The following is a 23,928-nucleotide window of genomic DNA, read 5'->3' on the forward strand; positions in this document are numbered from 1 at the left end:
ATCAATCATAAGCGCGGCATTATAAATCAAAGCGCATCAATATGCGCTAGTCAGAAAGCTCATTGTTTTGCTTATCTTCACCCTCTTTATTTCTGGGTAATTCGAGTGAGCGAGGAAATATAAAATCGAAAGAATCGAATGCATAGCGGTAAAGCTGAGCTGGTCGTTTGCCCACAATTTTACTGTGGTTGGTTTCTTCAACTGCGCCTGCTTCTATCATACGGCGTCTAAATGCTTTTTTATCTAAAGATTGCCCAAGAATAATTTCATAAATGGTTTGTAGCTCAGTCAGTGTAAACAACTCAGGCATCAGACTGGCAGGTAATGCGGTATAGCGAGTTTTATTGGTTAAACGCTCTAAAGCCAAGCTTAGCAATTCATTGTGATCAAACGCCAATGCTAAATCTTGTGCTTTTGCTACAGGCACCCATTCGCTGTATTCAGCCAACTCTTGATGTTGATAGGCATTAAAATCGATTAAAGCAAAATACAAAATGGTCACAGCCCAACCACGCGGGTCACGTTTCGCATTGCCGACAGAAGCAACTTGTTCCAAATAAGGTGAAGCAATCCCTGTTTTTTCGACCAGCTTACGGTAAGCCGTTGCCATCAAGTCTTGATCATGGGTTAAATCGGCAAAACCACCCGGTAAAGCCCATTGGTCTTTGGCTGGAAAGTTTGGTCGCTTAATGAGTAATACCTGCAACTGACCATTAAATACCGAGAAAATAGCCATATCTACAGTGAGTAAAGGTGCGTCATAATCTCGGCGATCATAACTGGCAAGGAATTCTTGTTCAGTTTGAATATTCACGTTCAGCCTCTCAATAAAAATGATGAGCCGATACCCATGCAACGGCTCATCTAAACTCAGTTATGCGATGGATAAACGCTCACGAATTTGATCCAAAGTACACTCATATTGAAGTTTACCATTTTCAAAGGCTGTTTTTAGTGCTCCGCCTTGTTCTTGCTCGGCTGTTTGCTGATCAAACAAGGTAAAGCCATTTTCACTTTCTTCGATCCGTAACAGACCTTTCGCAGATTTTTTCACACCTGAGTCAGTAATTGGGTCTTTAAACAACTCACGGCCTACACCATTCACTTGTCCCCAAGTCGCTTTCACAGCAAATCCAAAAGTATCGCGAGTTAAGTAGTTATAGGTAAAGCTGCCTATACCAAACACCAAGTTGTTTGAAGCAAAGCCTTTAGCTTCAAGGCCTTCTAAAATACGCTGTGCACGGTCTAGGGTAATCGAGTCACCGTAAATTAAACCAACACGTTCATTGAGTACTTTATAGCCTTGGTCAGTTGTTGTACCGCCAAATACTTCCCATAAACATTCAACTGCACCTTTATATGCTGGGCTGCCGACTTCGGCATCTGGGTCACCACAAATAATTTTGACAGGGTCACCAGAGTCAGGACGGAAAACTAATTTAGCCAAACCTAAAGCGTTGGGTTGTCGTGCCAGAATTTCAGGTTTTAAAGCCACTATAAACTCTGTAATCACTCGCCAGAAATCCCAAGTATCAGACACAATACTGACAACACCAGACGGATAAAGCTCACAGATTAAACGTTTAAATGTTTCTAGCTCACTGTCTTCTGTGCCCATACACATCACACTGTGTTCGGTCGCTGGTACAGAGACTCCAATCACACCTGTGGCATTGTAATATTCTTCTGTGTAGTCAATTGAAGCAACCGAGTCTGTTCCAATAAAACTGGTTAAGTGGCCTACACCCGATTGAGCAGCATCATAAATTCCACTCATGCCACGACTACTAAAATCGTGTCCTTGCACAGGTACAAAATCGAGTGGTGCGCCAGTTTTTAAGGCATATTGCGTTAATAAGCGTTTGTACTCATAGGCAATCGTTGCAGTAGTACAGCTTTTCCAAAGCTCAGCACTTAACACAGTTTCAATATAGTTGGTTAACCAAAAGAAACGCGGGTCGGTATTAACTACAGTGAGCACAGGTACACGCATATTGACGCGGCTACCTTCCGGTAAGGCTTTAATGCGTAATGGTAAATAACCCAAGTCGTGTAATGCTTCAATATGATCAACTGGTACTGCGCCTTCACCTAATGAACTATCCATACGGCGTTTATAAGCAGCTACCACTTTGTCTTTAGGTTGTTTAAAAAATCCTTCATTCCACGTATCGATTAAAAAGTGTTTGATAAAACCCTGAAGACCAAAGAACACAACTTTATCGTCGAAGTCAGGTAACATTTTAGCGAGTCGAGATGAACGCGGCGTAAAGTTTGCGTACACGTACTCTGTACCTACTGGATACTGACGTCTGTGATCAGCTTTATAAAAATCGATAGCGTTTAATGGATTAAGTTTAATAGTCATCTTTATTCTCTTTATTTTGCTGCAAAAGCAATTACTGAAATTTTGTCTGTTGGCTGTTGTGGAAAGCTGTCTGAAGTAAACAGTTGATCTAGCAGCCCATCAAAAACCTCTAATCCTTTACTAAAAATACCGTGGGTCACATATAGAACGACCTTATGGCAATTGAGGCGACGGAGTTCTTTGGCAATACCAATAAATGTTGCACCACCATCGCAAATGTCATCGGTAATGACCGCAGTCAACCCTGATAAATCAGTCGCATGTACATGTGTACCTAAAATTTTGCCAGTCACTGGGTCGCGTTTTTTATCACACTGAACAATAGTGATTGGTTGTTTACGCTCAAGATTAAAAGCGTCTGCAACCATTTGTGTACGTGCTTTTGCACCTTTGTCTGGGCAAATCAGTATTGTTTTTTCATCTTTTAATAATGCACTCAGCGCTTCACTCTTTGCGATGATGTCGACTGAACTGACATTTACAACTTCGCTAAAAGAAGTATTGGCAGCAAGTAATGCTGTAGTTACTTCACTATGGCAGTCCCATACAGTCACCTTGCGTTGTTTGCCCGCTTTTTTGTCTGCATTGATGTTAAGTAACTTCGTCATAACATCAAGTGAAAATGCTTGGCCTACTGCACAAATGCGGTCCTGACGTGCGTAAGGGAAATACGGAATTTCTAGGTCAACAGTTAAGCCTTGAGTCAGCAATATATTTTCAAGTAACAAATAGTCCATCACATCGTGACTTGAGGTCATTTGCGCACGGACCAATACGTTGCCAGATAGTGAACCTAACGTTGTCTCATCAATTTGAACATGACGCTCTCCAGCAGAAAACTGCGTAAATTTCACTGGAATTTCATTGCTTGCCGCATCTAAAAGCTGGATAGCCATATCATCCTCTTTTTTGTCTGATGACCTTCGATGAATATATAGTGGCATAAAGCCACTATATATTTCAAGTCTAATTTTCAAACTTTTTTCAAAGCCATTTAAGACATGAAATTTGCAGTTTTAGAGCGTTTAGAAATTCGTTTTTTAATTAAATTTATTATTTAAACCATTGAAATAAATATTTAATTTACAAAAATCATTACAAGTAGAACTATGATTAAAAGTAATGGATACAACTTTGCCCGCCATACATCCGGTAGTTTTGAAATAAATTTTTCTGAAAAATACAGTCCGATCCATGTTCCCACAACCAAGAATAATGCAGCTTCAAACCAGATCAGACCAATGAATCCGCTTGGTGCCCATGTAGATTGCCAAAGCGACAATACACAGTAAGTAAGCGTTGCTGTTAAAGACAATGGTAAGGTGAGAATATTTGCCATAGCCGCAGCCTCTGCCATAGAACTACCCCTCCGCCGTAATAGAGGAACCGTCATTACGCTTCCTCCAACACCTAAAAGTGCTGCAACCCAGCCAATAATTCCACCTTTAATGAGTTCACTGTTTTGACCATAGTGTTGCTTTTGTCTTGATGTCACCATAAACCCTGGTCGGTAATAACAATCAATAATGGTTACGAACACATAACCCATAAATATCCAGCGAAGCCAATTTCCATTAAACAATGAGGCCATTACCGCACCAACAACTCCTCCAAATGCGATACCAGCCCATAAAAAGCGGATCTTTTGCCAATCTATCTGTCCAGACCGATAGTGTCGAAAGGTTGCAAAACTTGCCGAGCACAGCATGACAAATGCAGATGTGGCAACCGCGATTTGCATAGCATGTATGCTGACACTACTTTCGTTGCTCCACTTTTGAAGAATGACTGTATAAAGCAAAGGCACAGCAACAAAGCCGCCGCCAAAGCCAAATAACCAAGTGGTTACGCCCGAAAGTAGTCCAAATAAAAATAGCTCATATAGCATGATCATCTTCCTCACATTTATAGAGGCATGATATAAAATAGCCATGTGGCAAACTAACGTAGAAAAGTCATATTTTTATTTATTTCAGCCAAAAATATATGCGTAATATTCCAATTAACGATGTAGATCATCTACCACAAGCAGTTCTAGCATTAGGATCAGACTATCCAGCTGATACCTTATTAGATACGCATAGCCATCGCCGTGCACAGTTCTTATATGCACCCGAAGGCCTCATGAAAGTTGAAACTGAAGATGGCCAATGGCTCGTCTTGCCCTATAGTGGTGTATGGATACCCGCAGGCAAACCACATCGGGTATGGTTGTCTAAAGTCAGTACTTATAGTTTGTATATAGAAGTGAGCAATGCCCTAAGACAGGGAAAATACTGCGAAGTTGTACAAGTATCACCATTACTGCATCAGTTACTGATTCAGGCAAACCAGTTATCTATTAATTACTCACACTCAGGCCGTGACGGCGCTCTTATCGATTTATTGTTATATGAGCTAGAAGCTGCACCAGCCCTGCCTCTGTTTATTCCACTACCTCACAACACATTACTATCTAAACAGTGTACTGAGTTTATGGAACACCCTGATATTCATAGCAGCCCTAAAGATTGGGCGCATGGTCACAATAAAAGTGAACGGACTTTTCATCGCTGGTTTAAGTCTGAAACGGGCATGTCATTTCAGGCTTGGCGTAATCGGGTATGTATCATCTATGCTTTAAATGCCTTAAAAGAAAATATCTCAATTACTGAAATTGCCTTTAGTTTGGGCTATGAACACTCGGCAGCTTTTAGCGTAATGTTTAGCAAGATTATGGGCTATCCGCCTACCCACTTTCTAAAAAGATTTCATACTCAAGATGAAATGCTATAAAGATTTACTCATATGAATGGTGTCATACGTCTCGATCCATTCTCGATTAATGACTTCAAAGCCTTGTAGAGTCCAAAACTCTTCAGCCGCAGGTAAAAATGGATGAGTGTGCAAATACAAAGTGGCAATTCCATTCTTTTTTGCATGGCTAAACAACATGTCACATAGTTGAGTTGCGATGCCATTACGGCGGTATTGAGGCAATACAAACAACTTGACGACTTCAGCCGTATTGGACGGCAAATTTAGATCAAAACGATGGTCATACGCCCGATATGCAATGGTGCCAATAATACGGTTTTTATCTTTTACCGTAATAAAGCAACCTAATGGATCATTGACATAATATTGCCCAAAATTTTTTAAATCTTTGGGAACTTGCCCATGATAGATTTCTGGGAATAAAAGCTGTCTAGTATAAAGTGCAAACTCTACCGCAGAGGCATAGTCTGATTTGTCGGCTAGCTGATAGTGAAATGTCATATTTATAGCCAAGAATGATCAGGGATAACAATGGTTTTGTCTTGAATCATGGCCTCATGGAACTCGACATCATAGACACTTTTTAAAAACTTCGGATCGGTGATTCGAGTTTTTGACTCAGGCTTAACTACCTCATGTTCGCGCATGAAAAATAGATGATCTGCAAATAAAAAAGCCAAGTTTGGATCATGCATAATCGCAATCACCGTAAAATTTTGCCGCGACAACTGACGCAATTTTTTCATTAAATAAGACTGATAATAAACATCGAGATGGTTAGTTGGTTCATCAAGCAAAATGACTTTCGGTGCTTGTACTAAAATGCGGGCAATCATGACCAATTGCCTTTCACCACCCGATAGCTCGGTATAAGGACGATCACGTAAATGCTCAATGTCTAAATCAAGCAAAGCTTGGTCAACACGTTCCCAATCTGATTTTGAAGGTCTATATCTGCTAAAAGCAGCACGTCCCGTAATCACCACATCTTTAACCAAAAATGGAAATACGGTTTTGTGAAATTGCGGTAAAAAGCCAAGTAATGCAGCCCGATCTTTACCTTTAAAGTCCGATAATGGCTTTCCCGAATAACGGATTAATCCATCTTTTACGGGTTCTAGGCCAGCCATCAATTTAAAAAGTGTCGATTTCCCACAACCATTACGCCCTAAAATGACTGAAAACTGATTTTCAGGAAACTCCAGATGAATATTTTTAAGAACCTGTTTGTGCCCATAGGCATAATTTAACTGATCAATTTGAATCATGCCCAATGAGTCCTCTGTGTTTTCATTAATAATAAGAAAAATGGCGCACCAAGTAGCATGGTAAAAATACCAATCGGTATTTCAAACGTTAGTAAAACCCGAGAAAAGTTATCAATCATCAGTAGAAAACTACCACCCAACACCATATTGGCAGGAATACTGTAGCGGTGATCTGGCCCAACCAACATTCTCACAATATGCGGCATAAACAGCCCATATAGACTAATAATGCCTGCCGCAGCAACTGAAGTTGAAGTACAAACGGTCACCAAAGTAATTAAAACCAGCTGTTCCCAGCGAGGGTTAACACCAACTGCGTGTGCTTCTTCAGCACCAAGTGCCATTAAGTTTAGGCGCCAACGCATAGCAAATAATCCAGCAAGCCCAATGCAAATCGGTAGTACGGCGTATTGAACCTTTTGCCAAGAAGCTTGATGTAAGTTGCCCATGGTCCATTGCACAATGGCTTGCAATTTAAATGGATCACTTAAATATTGAATCACCGTGAGACCAGCCAAAAATAGCCCAGAAACAATCATGCCCGATAAAATAACCATCACTAAAGACGTCTGGCTTTCATGTTTTTGATGAGCAAATAAATACGTTAAGGCAACGGCGCAAACACCAAAAATAAAGGCGGATAGATTGGGCGAAAGCCAACTTAAAGAAAGTGCCAAAGCCGCACCGAACGCCGCCCCAGATGAAATACCAAGTACATAAGAGTCAACTAAGGGGTTACGAAACAATGCCTGTAAGCCATTACCGGCTGTTGCTAATGCAGCCCCCACCATAAAGGTCAGTAAAATTCTGGGTAGTCTGACATTCACAAGAATATTTTGCATTAGTCTAAATTGTTCAGCATCAAAATATGGTGTACCAAAGACTGCTTGCACACCCCACCGCAAATAGTCCCATGCATTCAATGTCTGAGTTGGCCCAATGAGCAGCGAGATAAAAATCATCACGACGGGTAACGGGTAAAACCAATAATATTTCAGCTTTTGCATATTCATTGCACCAACGCTTTTGCAAGGCGCTCACCATACAACTTAGTTAAAATACGCTGTTGTAAAGCACTTACAGGTAAATCGGACTGTTCAGGATAAATACTGTGATTCAAATAAATCGCCGTAATAATAATTTTGATGGTGTGTGGGTTATATATAAATGCGGGACTCAAATTAAATACCTTTCGGTTTTGTACAGCGCTAAAGCCTTGTAATTCTTTTCGTTCATAAATTAGTTTTGGGTTGTTATTCCAAAGCACGATATTGTCTGGGTTCCATTCAATTAAGGTCTCGGGGTTCACATTGGGTTGATTTGCATCGGTCTGAACTACATTGTACGCACCCGCCAGCTCAATAAAGTCATTAGTAATAGACTGACGTCCCGATGTAGAAAAAATTCGCCCTCCTGACCATGCATAGTAAATCGATTGTTTATTTGACTGACGTGCAGTTTTAGCTGCGACTTCTGCCACAACTTCATCAGAAAAACTTAAAATTTCTTGAGCACGCTTTTGGGCACCACTAAGTACAGCAATTTCAGAAAGTTCTTCTTTCACTTGCTGGTAAGTGCCGGACTCCATCACATATACAGCAATGCCAAACTGCCTTAACAGTTCAATTGTTTGGGTTTGTCCGCTCCCCAAAATCACCAGATCTGGTTTTAACAGCACGAGACTTTCAATATTGGTGGCATTTGCACCTTGCGAAGGTGTAGCAAGCTCTCTATTGGCAATACGTTGATCGATTTTTGAATAGGCATTAAATAATAATGGTTGGATGTATACTTCGGCCGGTATGCCAATTACTTTATGACCTTGCCCCAGCATATATAAGCCATCTAAACCCGACTCAAACAAAGACACAATTCTTTGGGCTGGTTTGGCTACACAGACTTTTGTATTTGTACTATCAAACACACATATTGAATGGACCGCTAACTTTTCTTGTGTTTTTGCCTTTTGTTCAGATGAAGAGCATCCACATAGAGTGAGTAAAGTGAGTATTGAAACCAAAAACTTCATTACAGCACCCAACGCACAAATACAGTGCAAAATAAAAAGATGTGTCTATTTGGTGCATTTTTCATGTGAAAAACACACCATAAGTGATCAAGAATATTTGAAGCATAAGTAATACGGCAGTCAAATCAAGTGTTGTGCTGAAGATAAGAGTAATTAAGCAATAAAAATGCCAGAATTACAAAATAAACTTAATAATCATGTGATTGTGATTTTTAAAACTCAAAAGATAGGTAGTTATTTCCAAAATCTTTAGAATTTTCTTTAAACCATTCAACTGAAATCACTTATTTTTCAATATTTAAATTTAATCAGAAAGTTTTAGCTTTAATACTTAAAAATTTAATTCAGAAAAAATAATGAGACTGCATAACCATAAAATTTAAAAAACAAAACACATTACACAAAAATATAATTAATTTTATTTTAAAAATATTTTAAATACCAATGAGAAACAACACATTAAACAATTAAGTTTTTCTAAAAAATTACAGGATTTAAAATTAACTTTCATCATTATTAATATTAAACATAAACCTTTAATAATAACTATTTTATATGCTAGATTAATGATTAAGAATTACCCAACCTAAGGGTAAATTCATACATTACAAATAATCAAATATAAGAACATTAAACATGACAAGGATTTAAAATCATGAAGAGAAATTATTATATTTTAGGCACTCTATTATTTAGCATGAGCTTAACAACTCATGCTGACTCACTACGAATGAGTGCGACGGAGTTTGCAAAAGATCCAGCCAAAGTAAGTGCATTACAAAAAGGTTTGGAAAAAATGCGAGCAAATAATAATGCTCCTCCCTTATCACCGGAGTTTCGTACAAGCTTTAATTACTGGGCCAATACGCATGGTTATTTTGGTACAGGTACACATGCAACAGACAAAGATTATTATGTTAATCAATACCGTATGCCACAGTGCTTACAGGTATATAGTAAAGCAGTATGTGACAGTTACTATAAACATATTCAAAATTCAACAGTGCCAAATGATGGCTTTACCGACGAAGTTTGGGGCACGTGCCAACATAGCACTCCAACTTACGACAATCTAAACTTCTTACCGTGGCACCGTATAATGCTTTATTTTTACGAGCGAACAGTACGTAAATATGTGGGGCAAAATTACTCCCTTCCTTATTGGGACTATTACGAAGAAAAAGCGGCTAATGGTCAAGGCTTAGCACTGCCTCAATTGGTCCGCGGTAAACAAGCTGGTACTTTATATGATCAGTTCCGTACCCCTGGTTTAAATACAAATATCAGTGCCATAGATCCAGATAATGCCAGCGCTGCTCAAGCATTTAAATCTGATAATTTTCAATGGTTTTCGAAACAGTTACAATCTCAACCTCATGGTATTATGCACTGTGCTGTAGGTAAAAACTGTGTGCTACCGGATATGGGATTTGTACCTATTGCAGGCTTAGACCCCGTATTTTATATGCACCATGCCAATATAGACCGCTTGTGGCAATGCTGGCTAAATAAAAAAGCGAATGGGCAACCGATTACACTTGAGTGGGCAAAGAAAAATTTAGGTATGCCAGATAGTTGGTATGACACCCGATATACTTTTGCAGATGAAAACGGCAACAAAGTCACCATGACCATTGCTGATGTATTCACCCCTGGTAAAATCCCAGTTCGATATACCAATGAAAATGCTTGTAAAGTTGAAGCACCTGTTATGAGTAGTCAAAGTGCAGGAAAAGCAAACTTATTTAAAATGAATCATAAGCCAGTGAGCAGCAATAAAACTATTAAACTTATGGGTGTAACTCAAACAGTAGCCTTAGACCCTCAAACTGCAAGTTTCTTAGAGAACTCAAGTCAACTTACTCAAACAACGCTCTCATCGGGACAAACCTATTTAATATTAGACAATGTTCAAATGATTGGTACTCCAAATCTAACTTATAAGATTTATCTATCTTCTAAAAATAAACCTGAGCAAAAGGTTTACGTCTCTACAATCAACTATTTCGGTGTACTAGATCATGACCATGGCGGACACTCGAGTAAAGGTGCTATGGGTCAATTGGTCTATCAAGTTAGTGATCAGGTTAAGCAATTAGGCATGCCTGCTGAAGACTTAGAAGTTCAGTTTGTTGCTACTGATTTAACGCTTGATCAAGTGAAAGAAGAATTAAGCTCTCAAGGACTCAGTATTTCTCAGGTTCGCTTAGAAACTTCAAAATAATAATTTAAGGGAGAGGCCTGATTTTTTCAGGCCTATATTCATTATGAAAATAGCTCATTTAATATTGTGCACGCCTCTAACTTTGCTTAGTTGGTCTGCATCAGCAAATGATTCTTCTGAACGTGTATTAGAAGACCCACCCGATATGGCTGTTACACGTAATCATGTCGCATTACTTGCTGCACCGAATCCTACTGTGTCATTAACAAATGCACCGCAAATGCAATCTTCAAATGAAGCATTGTTTACTTGGGAAGTTAAAAAAACGAGGAACAGACTTTGGAACCCAGCGACAAATCGTTATGACGAAGTCCTTTTACGTAGTTATCAAGGTACAAATACGCAGCCCAATACGCCTTATATTGCTCCGACGATTGAAGTATTTCCCGGAGAAACTGTACGGGCAAATTTAGATAATCAACTTGATATAGACCCGATTACTCACAAAAAATTTCCTAAAGATCCAAGTTGTACTGGCGATCATTTTGATGTGAATAAACCACATTGTTTTGATGGCACCAACATGCACACTCACGGTTTATGGATAAATCCAGCAGGAAATAGTGATAACGTTTTAGTTTCAATTAATCCGGGTGTTAATTTCCAATATGAATACAACATTCCGCCCGATCATCCAGCCGGAACGTTTTGGTACCATCCTCATCGACATGGTTCAACTGCTATTCAAGTTGCAAGTGGCATGGCGGGTGCGTTAATTATTCGCGGATATCGCCAGCCTACCCCAAATAAGTCAGGTGATTTAGATTTACTCACCTATGGTTTCAAAGAAAGAACTCTGGTTTTTCAGCAAATCCAATATGCTTGCTACGATGCTAACGGAAAAATCGAAACTGATCAAAATGGCAACTATATTTGCCAAAACAATCAAATTGGTGAAATTAGAGATTATCAAGGTTTTGGCCCTGGCGATTGGGGAAAATCAGGACGATATACGAGCATCAATGGAGAAGTTCAACCCTTCATCACTCAAGCGGTTGCAGGACAAGTTGAGCGTTGGCGAATGGTACATGCAGGTGTCCGCGACAGTATCAACCTGAGCGTTCGTCAAATGCAAAATATCCCATCTAAACTCAATTTGACACCAATGGGTGAAAAGAAATTATTAAGTGAAAGTTGTACAGGACCTATTGTGAGTCAACACATCATCGCAGCCGACGGTCTAACCCTCAAACAAGTTATGGACAAAACAGTAACCGTCTTTCAACCAGGTTATCGTTACGATGCATTAATTCAATTCCCTCAAGAAGGTCGTTATTGTTTAATTGATGAAGCGGCTTCGGCTTCTGCTAACGTGGATCGTACATTTTCACAGAAACACTTACTTGGTATAGTTCAAGTCAATAAAGCCAGCTCTGCTACGCAGTCTTTAACAACGGCTTTAAGCAATAATGCATACCGAAATATTGCCCCAGATATGCGTCCCGCAGTGCTTCAAGATTTAGAACAAAATCTAAAGCTCAGCCACTTTGTTCCTCATCAGGACCTACCAGCAACATCGAATAGACAATTTTTAGAATTTAATATTGATACTAAGGCTAATCCAACTCAGTTTCAGGTGGATGGAAAACCATACAAACCAGACCGAATTGACCGTACGCTCGAGTTAGGTAAAACCGATGAATGGATACTCACCTCTAAATTAGCCAGCCACCCTTTTCATATTCATGTAAACCCATTTCAAGTGGTGGCAGTATATGACCCTAACGGTAAAGATGTAAGCGATATAAACGCCGTGGATGACTATGACAAAACGGCAGCTCCCGACCCACAATATCGTGGGCTAAAAGGTACATGGAAAGATACAATCTGGGTTAAAAACGCACAAGGAGCCAGTTATAAAGTCGTTGTGAGAACCAAGTACCAACGCTACATCGGTGACTTTGTATTGCACTGCCATATTTTAGATCATGAAGATCAAGGTATGATGCAAAATATTCGAATTAGTCTTCCTGATGGGAATGGTGGCGTTTCCCAAGGCCATCACTAGTTTTGGACTGCAATAAAACTTTATTCTAATAAAACCGCTTATATTAAAATAAGCGGTTTTTTAATACTAATAAGGAAGCAAAACAGTTTGAATTATAAGTTGTAGAGTTATCAAATAAGGCCTTAAATAGTAATTTTAAAAAGGCATAAAATTTACCAAGTAATAAAAACTGTTTAATTATTAGGCCAAACAGTCTGCATAAGAGCTACTCAAATAATTTAATAGCAGTTACAGCTCAATCAACATTAAGAGAAATAAGTCGTTATAATCCGCCCAACACCTGATAGACATTATCTTCTGATGCTGACCCATTCATCCTTCTGGCGTAGTCTTTACCGTTTAATTCATATTTATGCTGGTATTTTTATTGCACCATTTATATTGGTCGCAGCATTCACCGGCTTACTCTATGCGATTACACCTCAACTTGAACAAGCGATGTATAAAAATGTTCTGTATGTTGAGCCGCTAAATAAGGCGCAATATAAGCTGAGTCAGCAAATTGAAGCCGCAAAGCAAGTGATGCCCAAGTCTGCACAGGTAATTGAAGTTAGACCAGCCCCAAGCGCTGATCAGACAACTCGTGTCATTTTCTCAGACCCGATCCATCATTTTACCAGTGAAGCTGTTTTCATTGATCCCTTTACGCTTAAAGCCAAAGGCCATCTGGCTGTCTATGGGACCAGTGGAGTTCTACCGTTTCGAACTACGCTCGATCAGTTACATAGCAACTTATTACTTGGAAAATGGGGCCGCTTTTACAGTGAACTGGCAGCAAGTTGGTTAGCCATTTTGACTTTAACTGGACTGTATAATTGGTGGAAACGTCGTCAAAATCTTAAAATTAGACAAACACACAAAAATAGATTATTGAAATGGCATAGCACGTTGGGTTTATTCTTATTTCCACTCTTATTAATAATCGCCATTACGGGGCTAACATGGTCCGAGTGGGCCGGAGATAATATTCGGGTTGCTCGTCAATGGCTTAACTGGCAAACCCCAACATTGGCAACTTCCCTTCAAACAGATAATTTACCTACAGTGATGCATCATGAACATCACGACATGCCACATAGTGAAAATCTTAATTTAAATATTGTTCCAAGTGAATTTGATAGCGTTCTTTCAATAGCTAGAGCACATGGCATTGACGCGGCACAAATACAAATCAAACCACCTACCAGTGGTAATCAAGCTTGGGAAGTCGCCGAGATTCAACGCAAATGGCCAACTCAAGCTGACAGCATCGCAATTGATATGGAACAACATAAAGTCATCGATCAACTTGCTTTTAAAGACTATTCACTGGTGGCAAAACTCACTCGTTGGGGAGTTGATGCCCATATTGGTATTTTATTTGGCTGGATAAACCAATTGGTGCTGGCGCTTTATGCTTTGGCACTCTGCGTTATGATTATTTATGCCTACAGGGCTGCGTTTAAAAACTCAAATTTAAAACTCATGACAACTCACTTTGTTGGTCAAAGCTTATTTATTTGGAAGCGTGCAACTGGCCAACAAAAGTTATCGTTAATATCGGTGAGTCTAGTGTTAGGGCTAAGCTTACCTGTTTTTGGTTTTAGCATATTATTTACGCTATTCATCCTTGCAATACGTAAATATATTCCTTCCAAACCATAAATCTATAAATCTTAAAAAAGGAGCTAGGCTCAAAATTTACCTAACTCCTTTTTCATCAAAAATTCCAAGTCAAAGATAAAGTTGCCTTTAACGGCTCTCCGGGTTGTACCCATTCATCCGTATAACTCGAAACGTAATAATCCTTATCGAACACGTTATCAATATTTAATTGCGCTCGCAGATCAGGATGAACTTGCATATAGCCCCCAACATTCACCACCGTAAATTCTGGCAAACTGGTTCCATTATCTATGTAGTTCGCACTGCGTTTGCCAAAATAGTTGATCGTTCCTACCAAACCTGCTTCTCTTCCCAATAGTTCAAACTGGTAGTCCGCATTTAAATTTGCGGTGTGCTTCGGAATATTTTTAAGACGAGCACCTTTTGTATCAACTTCGCTTTCAATGACCGATGCCTTTGTAAAAGTATAATTGGCTCCCACACGAAGATGATCATTGAATTGATGTTTTAACTCGACTTCTACACCATGGCTCTGTACACGACCACTATCTACATACGTATCGGTAATACCTTCAGTCAATAGATGTTGTTTATCTAAGTCAAAATAGGTCAGTCCAAACCAGCTTTGCGGTAGATATTCGTATTTGGCTCCAATTTCCCAACTTTGAGTTTTCTCGGGGTCATAAAGTTGATTGTCTTTATTAAGCCCCGTATTTAACTCGAAAGATTTACCCCAGTTGCTATAGAAGGAAAGCTTTGTCGTAGGCTGGTAGTTCACACCCACACGTGGACTAAACGGCGTAAAACTCTGTTGATCTGAAAGACCTGTTTTATAGTCATCAATTTGTTGTTCCAGACGGTTAAAACGTCCCCCAATCAGTACATTCCATTGAGGATTTAAAAAGATCTGATCTTGTAAATTCACTCCCAACATATTTTGAGTTTCTTTCGTATTTTTCGTAGTTCTAGCCAACGCTAAAATATTTTGCCCATACACTGGATTGTAAATATTAATAGGGCTTGATGTACCCACGGCATTACGCAGTTGAATTTGATCTATGGTGTAGTGTCCAGCCTCGACATTTGCAACGAGTTCGTGTTTTACCGCTCCTGTATTAAACTTCCCGCGCAGAATTGACTGAAGCTGAAATGTATCTGTTTCAAATTGACGGTAACGTCTAAAACGATTTGCGGTTTGTCCATCTGCGGCAATGCTTGAAATTTCAGTTGAGGTTCCTGCCCGCTCCCCATGGTTATAGCTAAGAGCGGTCGTGTTATTCCAGTTTTCATTGAATTGATGATTCAAACGTAACTGATACATCTGATCTTTAACCTTAATATCACCATCCGATGGCTCGCCTAAAAAGGTCTTTTTATTGACAACAAACTGCCCATTAACCATCGGGACACCACGATCAAAAACACCTTGGTGTTCGGAAAACTCGGTGTCGAGATTGAGTTGTGTTTGATCCGATATTTTCCATGCGAGCTGTGGAGCAACAAAGTAATGCTGACTATCGACATGATCTCTAAAACTTTGGTTATTTTCATAAGCCAGCCCAAGTCTATAAGCCACGGCATCGCTTAATGCGCCTGTACTATCTAGAGAAGCCCGATATTCTTCTAAGGTACTGCCACTTAAGCCCGCCTCATTTTTTTGCGTCCACTCGGGTTGTTTAGTTGTGATGTTCATAATGCCCCCAATAGCACCTTGCCCATACATGGCAGCCATTGGACCTTTTAAGAAATCAATTGCTTGGATATTGACCATGTCTCGTGGAGTATGGATGCCACTTAAAGAACTCAGACCATTACGTAAATAGCTGGTTCCCATATTGGGGTCGGTGCTAAAGCCACGGAATGAGTAGTTATCCCAGAAACCTCCACCATAACTATCCTGATAAACCACGCCATTCACTCGTGATAATGCATCACTCACCCGCTGAATATTATTGTTCTTAATATCTTGTTCCGACACATGGGACTTGGTAAATGGAACGCTCAATAAGCTATGTTCAAATTGAGTTAACGCTGTTGAAGAAATAGAGGTCTCGGCAACATCTTCAGCCTTAATTGTTATTTTCTCTAACTCAGCAATCTGCTGATCAGTTTGGCTTTGCGCCATTGCCGACATCGAAAATTGAGCAAATAAAATACTCCACGCAAGTGGATTGAGTAAAAATTTAGACATGACAAACTCTGTTTAGTAATAAATGAGGGACTTATCTGTACCCATTAACCAATTAAGCAAAACAAAGTTGTTGAGGTGGAGCACGGCCTTGAGGCGAGAGAAATAAACGCCGTAAATAAAATAATATATAAGTGAGGGTTGCCAATATAATTAAGCGAACCGTCACTCCAATTTCAAACAGAGATAATTTGAAGCCATCAATTGTGGCGATATGGCTATACAAATAACAAAAATGACAACCTGTGTTTGAGTCGTGGTGAGTGCTTTTATCTAGAAGCTTTTTATTTGAATCATTTTTAAGATGATGAGAAGAATGTAGTTCCGAGCTCATTTTTGAATGATTCATCACTTCTACAATTTGCTCACACACCGCTTGCTGATGTATTTCATTGGGTAATAGGCTTTGCCAGAACACAAAGTTCTGTAGCAATATTGCTAGCAAGCCAATTATGGTCCCAAACCGATACATGAAAACTTATTCTCATTAATGTAGGTCGGAAAATAACATAATTTCATTCAAATCATTAGCGTTTTTTATTTGAACCCGCACTCAATCAAGAAAAGAGCAATATCACTACAGCAATATAATCAAAGAATTACGCAATCTGCACCAAAAAATAATCCAGCAACCTTTCCCTGTCATCCACGCTATTTGAATCTAAAAGCTGAACCATCGCCCCATCAATCACAAACAAAAACATATGGGCATCGGGTTTTGAGGCCGTACTTTTTACTGTTAAAAGCAAATTATAAATTTCATTAATCAACCAGTTTCGATAGTTAACTACAACCTGATAAGCCTTGGGATGCGTTTTTGCAATTTCAAAAATGGCCTTAAATGGCAAATGATAAAGCCCTTCTAAATCGGCATGTAAAAAGTAAATTTTGCGAAGTTTTTCAATTACGCTTAAGTCTTTCTGAACGTAGATGATAGAAAGCACCTCATGTTTAAGACCATCTTTTTGAAAGGTTAGACTCATTTCAATGAGGCGTTCTTTTGAGTGGAAGTAGTTATAAAACGTGGCTTTGGTAGTATTTGCCGACTCAATAATTCGGTCTACCCCGACTTTATGAAAGCCATATTGATTAAAAAGATAACGGGATGTATGAAGCACGCTTAAAGCACGAAATGGGAGATCTGAATGTGGCATAGTTTTACCGTTTTAAAATAAATTATTGTTGTATATAAATGAGATATAGCATGGCTACTTTTCTAATAACTAAAAAAAGGCATAGCAAAGCCATAAAGACTGTGCGTGGCACATCTCAAGTTTTATTGTTGATTAAGTTTTAAGTGATAATGATTTAAAGCCTGAAAAACTTAACGGCGATCAAACCTTTTTAAAAAGTTTAAGTTGTGTCGATATAGACTTTGGCAATGGTTGCCAAGAAATAATGAATGTGCAAAGCCAACTCCTTTTTATTGGGAGTTCTGCCAAAACATTATAAATTATGGTGGCAGAACGAAAGAGGGTTAGCAGACTTGGTAATACACAAGCACACCCGAGGGTGTCCCTCTCCCGTCCTACCGCTACGGGAGGAGACTAGGAGCTTACACACAAAACTATCCCTCAGAAAGGAATAATTCTGATGCGGTATTACATGCGGTCTGCTAAAACCGACTGGCAATGTAGGCCAGCCTGCAAATGGTAATCTTCAATATTTAAGGTGTCAATGTAAAATTGGCTAGAAAATATTTAATTAATTATTATTTTTCATTTAATTACATAATTAAGAAAAACCTTAAATATTGGCTTAATAATATTGTCTTGTTTAGAGAGTTTTCTGAGCTGTGCACCCTAAGGCGGAATGCACAGCCAAGCTCAAACCAGATTAATGATCAGATAAAGTTTTCATATCAATCACAAAACGATACTTCACATCACTCTTTAACATACGCTCAAAAGCTTCATTGATATTTTGCATATCAATCATCTCGACCTCAGAAACGATGTTATGTTCACCACAGAAATCAAGTAACTCTTGTGTTTCCTTAATCCCGCCAATCACCGAGCCAGCAATTGATTTTCTACCTAAAATCATAGGTACTGAATTTGCGCTAATTTCACCCAAATATCCAACCAACACAATTGTTCCATTTAAAGCTAAAGTTGGAATATAAGGCTTCAAGTCATGGTTATAAGGCACAGTATCAATAATTAAATCAAACTGATTTACGACTGACTGCATTTGATTTTCATCAGTTGATAACACCACATGATGCGCACCGAGTTGTTTTGCATCTTGTTCTTTGTTGGCTGAGCGGGTAAATAATGTCACTTCAGCGCCTAGAGCATTTGCAAGTTTAATTGCCATATGGCCCAAGCCACCTAAACCAACGACTGCAACTTTACTGCCCTTTCCAATATTCCAATGGCGAAGTGGTGACCATGTGGTAATTCCTGCACAAAGTAACGGCGGTACAGCCTGAGCATCCAGATTTTCAGGTACTTTTAATACAAAATCTTCGCTACAAGTAATGGTTTGAGAATATCCACCATAGGTTGGTCGTTGGTCATGACGATCTACAGCGCCATAAGTTTGGATATTACCTTCTTCACAATATTGCTCTAGCCCTGAATGACAAGCAGAACAAGTACGGCATGAATCGACCATACAGCCAATACCTACGAGGTCGCCAACTTTATATTTCGTGACTTTGGCACCGATTGAGGTGACACGACCTACAATTTCATGACCCGGCACTAACGGATAAGCACTGAATCCCCAATCGTTTTTAGCTTGATGTAAATCGGAATGGCAGACACCACAATATTCAATTTGAATGACAACATCATCTTCACGTGGAGTTCTACGTTCAAACTTAAACGGAACTAAAGGAGTTTCTGATGACAGCGCGGCATAGCCTAAAACTTCAATTGTCATATTTTTTCTCTCATGTTTAATGTTTAAATAAAGACGATTTCTTGGCTGGGGCTTCATTGGTGGCTATTGATTTTGAAAAGCAGTGAATACGTTGTGGAAACAGTAAATCAACAGGCTTTAATCAATCGACTTTTTTGCCATGTTCATCAGTATAAAAATGAAAGCTGTAAGGTGTTGTTCTATTCCTCTCACAGATTTGCCTAATCCTCCGAATTGTTGCAATTCTCTCTATTTTTCTGATTTGAAATGCCTACAATAAAAACACAGATGGCAATAGGTGAAATCTGAATGGCGAATATGTCTCTAGGCAATAATGAAACACTGGCTCAACTTATCGATCAATGGACCCGTGAAAAAGGTACATTCGAAACGCCTATTATGGGACTGACTTTATTTCGTGCTGAAACACTGACCCAACCAACGAGTAGCATGATGGATGCCAGTCTATGTATGGTTGCTCAAGGGAAAAAACAGGTGATTCTTAGCGAAGAAGCCTATACCTATGATTCAAATCATTTCCTTTTTACTGCAATTGACCTGCCTGTAATTGCTCAAGTTCTTGAGGCTTCGGTTGAACAACCTTATCTTTCAATAGTGCTACGACTAGACCCCTATGTACTTGCCCAAATCATGCTTGAAGCTCATATTCCTTTTAAAGATACAAATACTGAAAAAAAAGGAATGGCTGTTGGGGTCGTAAATTCGGAACTGAATGATGCTTTTATACGGTTATTAAAACTACTAGACACACCACAAGACATACCCATCTTGTCTCCTCTTATTATTAAGGAAATTTTTTATCGTTTATTAATGAGTCCACAAGGTGACCGACTTAAACGAATTGTAGCGGCAGGAACTACAGGTCATCGAATTGTGAAAGCCATTGAATGGTTGAAAACAAATTTTGCAAAATCATTTAGCATTGAAGAACTTGCAAGCACAATGGGGATGAGCGCTTCAAGTTTTCATCAGCATTTTCGTGATATCACTTCAATGAGCCCCTTACAATATCAAAAAAGAATGAGGCTGACCGAAGCACGGCGTTTATTAATCACTGAAGAATGTGATATTTCATCTACAAGCATGCAAGTAGGCTATGAAAGTTTGTCGCAATTTTCTAGAGAATATAAACGCTTTTTTGGCGTTCCGCCGTCGGTGGATATAAAGAGCGTATAAAAATAGACAAGCATTTAGCAGATTAATTTTTTATAACCTGAATTATCCTAAAAATAATTCAGGTTTGTTATGCGTGAACTTTGTTATTTCATCAACTACGACTCTTATTTTGGGTTGTAAATGCCATCTTTTTTGCCATAGTACATGAATTGGTATTTCTACACTAGATACCTCTGGAAGAATAGAAATTAACTTTCCAGCTCTTAATGCATCAAAAGCTAACCAACTTGGTAGTTGTGCAATACCAAGACCGGAAGTGCATGCGCTTAGTAAAGCATCACCATCTGGAATTTCATGTCTATAATTAATTTCGAACTCTTCCATTTCCCCTAGCGCATTTTTTAAAAACCATTGCCCTTTATAATTTCTTCTCCAACCGATTAGACAATTGTGATGTTTTAAATCCTCTTTATTGGAGGGATAACCATTCTTTTCTAAGTAGGCTGGCGAGGCGCAAATTAAAAGCGTTTGGTGTCCAAGTGATTTTGCAATTAAGTCAGTAGAATCTTCTAAGTCACCTATTCTGACAACGAGATCTACCCCCTCACTAATCATGTCTACAGCCCTGTCTTGAAAGGTTACAGATAAATCTAACTGCGGATATTGCTGAGCTAAATCTAATAAAATCGGAAAAATATATCGACGGCCAAAAGTTGTAGGAAGATCAACTCTTATACGACCTATAGGGTATGAATTTTCTGTCGAAAGTAATGTTTCTATTTGATCTAATTCTTCCAAAATACGGCGACAACTAACAAGCCATGCTTCCCCCTCTGGAGTTAAAAAAATGCGTCTGGTTGTGCGGTGAAGAAGTTGGACACCCAATCTTTTTTCTAATTTATTAATACTTTTTCCTACCGCAGATCCGGTAATTCCAAGTATTTCTGCTGCACCAGTAAAACTTCCCTGCTCTACAGCTGTAACAAACTCAAGTATTCCTGAAAACTTACTTTCCATAAAGCACCTATTAAGGAATTTTATTCCACAATGACTAGAATTTTATCATATTAATAAAATTATTTTCTTGAATTAAGATGAGTTCAAATGATAGCTAAGTAAGAAAGTTATCAAGTTCTTTTAAGAGGAAAAGATGATGAAAGCATGGTTACTAAAAGATTTTGGTTTAAATAATTTAAAATTAGAGGAAGTGGAAACCCCAACCCCAAAAGCTGGTGAACTCCTCATTAAAGTTGGAGCGGTTTCTTTAAACTATCGAGATAAAGCGATTGTTGAAGGTTTTTATGAACCTCATATGGTTCCAAAACCTTTAATTCCCGTATCCGATGCAGCAGGTACAGTCGTGGCTGTAGGTGAAGGAGTAACGCGTTTTAAACTAGGTGATCGAGTCAATACTACTCTCTATTCTCGCTGGATTGATGAAGAACCTGGACCCAATGAACCGGAATACTGTTTAGGTATGCCATTACCAGGTGGTCTTGCGGAATATATGATCTTGCATGAAGAAAGTGCAGTAAAAGCTCCAGATAATATGTCTGATGCTGAAGCGTCTACATTACCTATTGCTGCATTAACAGCTTGGTATTCACTCATGGATATAGGTAACCTTAAGCCAGAACAAAATGTTCTTGTACAAGGGACTGGTGGGGTTTCTATTTTTGCAATCCAATTAGCTCATGCCTATGGAGCGAGAGTTATCGCTACATCAAGCAATGATATAAATTTAGAAAAAGTTCGAGCTTTGGGTGCAAATGAAGGAATCAATTATAAAACTCATCCAAATTGGGATGAGCGAGTACTAGAATTAACTGATGGTAAAGGTGTCGATGTAACAATTGAAGTTGCAGGCGGTAATGGTCTTAATCAATCTATTGCAGCCACAAAAGTAGCTGGCACTGTGGCCCAAGTTGGCTTTCTAACTGGACAAACCACCCAATTAAATTTAATGCCACTCATTTTCCGTCAAACCAAACTTCGGGGAATAGCCGTAGCACCAAGAGTTTCATTTGAACGTATGAACAAGTTTCTAAATGAACATCAAATTAAACCGGTTATTGAGCATGTATATAAATTTGAAGAAGCTATTGAAGCCTTTAACCATCTTTCTAGAGGCGCATTTGGGAAAATTGTGATCGAAGTTTCTTCAAATAAATAAGAAATAAAAATCATAATGCTTTTCAGATAAATAGCTACGCTCACATTGTTATTAAAGCTATGAGCTGTACACCTTTCTAAAAAGATGCACAGCTCAAAAAAAATTTACTTATGATTTTTTAATACTGCTTTGGAAAAATAACCATAAAGTTAATTAGTTAGCTTTAGATATTATTTCAATCATCTCTTTTGTTGGTCGTAAGTGGCCTAATTGCCACTGTTCAGGTGGATATTCATCAATTCGTATCCAGACGTGCTCCCGAAAAGCAGCATTTCCCTTTCCTTCGATCTCTACAAATAAATCTGCTATTCGCTTAAAAAGCTCAGCCTTACTTTCTTTATCTAGTAAGCCTTCTATTGTTTGTATATTTATAAATGGCATAATGCTACCTGAATTAACCCTAGGTCTAAATTGTAGACTCATGCTAATTGGAGCCCCACTGAATGTCAAATCAAATTATTCCAAATAATAAATTCTCGGCAGATGTGTGCGGGATTTTTCAAATTGCTGAAATATTGAATGACACGTGGACCATCCTCTTATTAAGAGAAGCTTTTTATGGGGTAACCAAATTTAATGAATTTTTAGAAAATACAGGCATATCAAAGCAAATTTTATCTAATCGACTAAAACATCTTATTCAATTAGAAATATTTGAATTATCTATTTATAAGGAAATCGGCGTTAGAGAGCGCAAAGAGTATTTACTCACGCAAAAAGGTAGAAGCTTAAATATTGTATTACTTGCAATGCTTGAATCTGGCAGCAACTTTATTGAAGCTGATAAAGATGTGGTTAAAGTTTTCCACAAAAATACGAATGATTTACTTAAATTAAAGCTGGTTGATTCAAATGATCAGGTCGTGGGCTTGGAAAATTTAGAATTAAGATTAATTCATCGTCAGGTAAAAGTTGATTCACAATAAATAAAAAAGCCCTGATGATTCAGGGCTTTTTTATTTGTCGCTTATTACTGTGGAATAATATTCACAGCACTTGGACCTTTTTGGCCTTGAGCGATATTAAAAGTTACTTGCTGACCTTCATATAAAGTTTTGAAGCCAGAAGAAGCAATTTCTTTAAAATGGGCAAACACATCTGGACCAGATTCTTGTTGAATAAAACCGAAACCTTTAGTTTCGTTAAACCACTTTACTGTACCATTACTTGTATTAGACATAATATATCCTTTGATTTTAATAATTTGAGTCATTTTAAATGACAAATATAACTTTGAAAAAATAATAACGAATTGAGCTTAAGATCTGAAAAAAACGAAGGATTATGACTAAAACTGCGATAC

At 38.6% G+C, this 23,928-nt stretch carries 22 protein-coding genes; 7 read left to right on the forward strand and 15 right to left on the reverse strand.

The genetic code is table 11. The annotated features are described in order from the left end of the window. Window positions 1-46 precede the first annotated feature (46 nt). The 4 genes from ntrR to ACLBWE_RS02075 all read right to left on the reverse strand — a co-directional run bounded on the left by ntrR (window position 47) and on the right by ACLBWE_RS02075 (window position 4,256). The gene (gene ntrR, locus ACLBWE_RS02060; protein ID WP_447600875.1) at window positions 47-814 is read right to left on the reverse strand and encodes an ADPR responsive transcriptional repressor NtrR; all 768 of its coding nucleotides are present in this window, start codon (window positions 812-814) and stop codon (window positions 47-49) included. Window positions 815-874: 60 nt separating this feature from the next. Further along, window positions 875-2,368 carry a nicotinate phosphoribosyltransferase gene (locus tag ACLBWE_RS02065; protein WP_447600877.1) on the reverse strand — a complete coding sequence of 498 codons (1,494 nt, stop codon included), beginning with the start codon at window positions 2,366-2,368 and terminating at the stop codon, window positions 875-877. Window positions 2,369-2,379: 11 nt separating this feature from the next. Next, the gene (locus ACLBWE_RS02070; RefSeq protein ID WP_447600879.1) at window positions 2,380-3,264 is read right to left on the reverse strand and encodes a phosphoribosyltransferase family protein; all 885 of its coding nucleotides are present in this window, start codon (window positions 3,262-3,264) and stop codon (window positions 2,380-2,382) included. Between the two features lie 182 nt (window positions 3,265-3,446). Next, window positions 3,447-4,256, reverse strand: coding sequence for a sulfite exporter TauE/SafE family protein (locus ACLBWE_RS02075; RefSeq protein WP_447600881.1), 810 nt, complete (start codon window positions 4,254-4,256; stop codon window positions 3,447-3,449). Window positions 4,257-4,354: 98 nt separating this feature from the next. Here ACLBWE_RS02075 and ACLBWE_RS02080 point away from each other — a divergent pair, with 98 nt between their 5' ends. Next, window positions 4,355-5,143, forward strand: a complete 789-nt coding sequence (locus ACLBWE_RS02080; RefSeq protein WP_447600883.1) for an AraC family transcriptional regulator — start codon at window positions 4,355-4,357, stop codon at window positions 5,141-5,143. Here the strand turns inward: ACLBWE_RS02080 and ACLBWE_RS02085 are convergent. The 4 genes from ACLBWE_RS02085 to ACLBWE_RS02100 are packed head-to-tail and all read right to left on the reverse strand — an operon-like array spanning window position 5,138 to window position 8,422. Then, window positions 5,138-5,626 carry a GNAT family N-acetyltransferase gene (locus ACLBWE_RS02085; RefSeq protein ID WP_447600885.1) on the reverse strand — a complete coding sequence of 163 codons (489 nt, stop codon included), beginning with the start codon at window positions 5,624-5,626 and terminating at the stop codon, window positions 5,138-5,140. The genes ACLBWE_RS02080 and ACLBWE_RS02085 overlap by 6 nt on opposite strands. A 2-nt stretch (window positions 5,627-5,628) precedes the next feature. Then, the gene (locus tag ACLBWE_RS02090; RefSeq protein WP_005040479.1) at window positions 5,629-6,393 is read right to left on the reverse strand and encodes an ABC transporter ATP-binding protein; all 765 of its coding nucleotides are present in this window, start codon (window positions 6,391-6,393) and stop codon (window positions 5,629-5,631) included. Continuing rightward, entirely contained in the window at window positions 6,390-7,400 is a 1,011-nt protein-coding gene (locus ACLBWE_RS02095; RefSeq protein WP_447600888.1) for a FecCD family ABC transporter permease, read from the reverse strand. The genes ACLBWE_RS02090 and ACLBWE_RS02095 overlap by 4 nt, the downstream gene beginning before the upstream one ends. Window positions 7,401-7,402: 2 nt before the next feature. Next, entirely contained in the window at window positions 7,403-8,422 is a 1,020-nt protein-coding gene (locus tag ACLBWE_RS02100) for an ABC transporter substrate-binding protein (RefSeq protein ID WP_447600890.1), read from the reverse strand. A 655-nt stretch (window positions 8,423-9,077) separates the two neighbouring features. Between ACLBWE_RS02100 and ACLBWE_RS02105 the strand changes: the two genes are divergently transcribed. The 3 genes from ACLBWE_RS02105 (at window position 9,078) to ACLBWE_RS02115 (ending at window position 14,298) form a co-directional block, all read left to right on the forward strand. Then, on the forward strand, window positions 9,078-10,646 hold the full coding sequence (locus ACLBWE_RS02105) for a tyrosinase family protein (RefSeq protein ID WP_447600892.1): 1,569 nt from the start codon (window positions 9,078-9,080) through the stop codon (window positions 10,644-10,646). A 43-nt stretch (window positions 10,647-10,689) separates the two neighbouring features. Beyond that, the gene (locus ACLBWE_RS02110; RefSeq protein ID WP_447600894.1) at window positions 10,690-12,654 is read left to right on the forward strand and encodes a multicopper oxidase family protein; all 1,965 of its coding nucleotides are present in this window, start codon (window positions 10,690-10,692) and stop codon (window positions 12,652-12,654) included. Window positions 12,655-12,954: 300 nt separating this feature from the next. Then, the gene (locus tag ACLBWE_RS02115) at window positions 12,955-14,298 is read left to right on the forward strand and encodes a PepSY-associated TM helix domain-containing protein (RefSeq protein ID WP_447600896.1); all 1,344 of its coding nucleotides are present in this window, start codon (window positions 12,955-12,957) and stop codon (window positions 14,296-14,298) included. A 55-nt stretch (window positions 14,299-14,353) separates the two neighbouring features. Here ACLBWE_RS02115 and ACLBWE_RS02120 read toward each other — a convergent pair whose 3' ends face one another. From ACLBWE_RS02120 to ACLBWE_RS02135, 4 genes are all read right to left on the reverse strand, one after another. Then, window positions 14,354-16,450, reverse strand: a complete 2,097-nt coding sequence (locus ACLBWE_RS02120; RefSeq protein ID WP_447600898.1) for a TonB-dependent receptor — start codon at window positions 16,448-16,450, stop codon at window positions 14,354-14,356. A 52-nt stretch (window positions 16,451-16,502) separates the two neighbouring features. Further along, complete coding sequence (locus tag ACLBWE_RS02125) at window positions 16,503-16,919, reverse strand: DUF2946 domain-containing protein (protein ID WP_447600900.1); 417 nt, start codon at window positions 16,917-16,919, stop codon at window positions 16,503-16,505. A gap of 127 nt (window positions 16,920-17,046) precedes the next feature. Next, on the reverse strand, window positions 17,047-17,601 hold the full coding sequence (locus ACLBWE_RS02130) for a TetR/AcrR family transcriptional regulator (protein WP_447600902.1): 555 nt from the start codon (window positions 17,599-17,601) through the stop codon (window positions 17,047-17,049). Window positions 17,602-18,283: 682 nt separating this feature from the next. Further along, a complete protein-coding gene (locus tag ACLBWE_RS02135; RefSeq protein ID WP_447600904.1) occupies window positions 18,284-19,336 on the reverse strand; it encodes an NAD(P)-dependent alcohol dehydrogenase in 1,053 nt (350 codons plus the stop codon). 288 nt (window positions 19,337-19,624) lie between these two features. Between ACLBWE_RS02135 and ACLBWE_RS02140 the strand changes: the two genes are divergently transcribed. Continuing rightward, the gene (locus tag ACLBWE_RS02140) at window positions 19,625-20,512 is read left to right on the forward strand and encodes an AraC family transcriptional regulator N-terminal domain-containing protein (protein WP_447600906.1); all 888 of its coding nucleotides are present in this window, start codon (window positions 19,625-19,627) and stop codon (window positions 20,510-20,512) included. A gap of 42 nt (window positions 20,513-20,554) precedes the next feature. Here the strand turns inward: ACLBWE_RS02140 and ACLBWE_RS02145 are convergent, their stop codons facing one another. After that, window positions 20,555-21,469 (reverse strand): LysR family transcriptional regulator, encoded by a 915-nt coding sequence (locus ACLBWE_RS02145; RefSeq protein ID WP_447600908.1) that lies wholly within the window; start codon window positions 21,467-21,469, stop codon window positions 20,555-20,557. A 133-nt stretch (window positions 21,470-21,602) separates the two neighbouring features. Here ACLBWE_RS02145 and ACLBWE_RS02150 point away from each other — a divergent pair, with 133 nt between their 5' ends. Then, on the forward strand, window positions 21,603-22,625 hold the full coding sequence (locus ACLBWE_RS02150; protein WP_447600910.1) for a zinc-dependent alcohol dehydrogenase family protein: 1,023 nt from the start codon (window positions 21,603-21,605) through the stop codon (window positions 22,623-22,625). Window positions 22,626-22,778: 153 nt separating this feature from the next. Here the strand turns inward: ACLBWE_RS02150 and ACLBWE_RS02155 are convergent, their stop codons facing one another. Beyond that, on the reverse strand, window positions 22,779-23,006 hold the full coding sequence (locus ACLBWE_RS02155) for a tautomerase family protein (protein WP_004642882.1): 228 nt from the start codon (window positions 23,004-23,006) through the stop codon (window positions 22,779-22,781). 62 nt (window positions 23,007-23,068) lie between these two features. Between ACLBWE_RS02155 and ACLBWE_RS02160 the strand changes: the two genes are divergently transcribed. Beyond that, window positions 23,069-23,551 carry a winged helix-turn-helix transcriptional regulator gene (locus tag ACLBWE_RS02160; RefSeq protein WP_447600912.1) on the forward strand — a complete coding sequence of 161 codons (483 nt, stop codon included), beginning with the start codon at window positions 23,069-23,071 and terminating at the stop codon, window positions 23,549-23,551. 44 nt (window positions 23,552-23,595) lie between these two features. On the opposite strand, the gene ACLBWE_RS02165 is transcribed toward ACLBWE_RS02160, so the two are convergent. Next, complete coding sequence (locus ACLBWE_RS02165; RefSeq protein ID WP_005040451.1) at window positions 23,596-23,805, reverse strand: cold-shock protein; 210 nt, start codon at window positions 23,803-23,805, stop codon at window positions 23,596-23,598. Window positions 23,806-23,928: the final 123 nt, after the last annotated feature.

It is taken from the genome of Acinetobacter sp. M5A5_2a, from assembly GCF_053345265.1.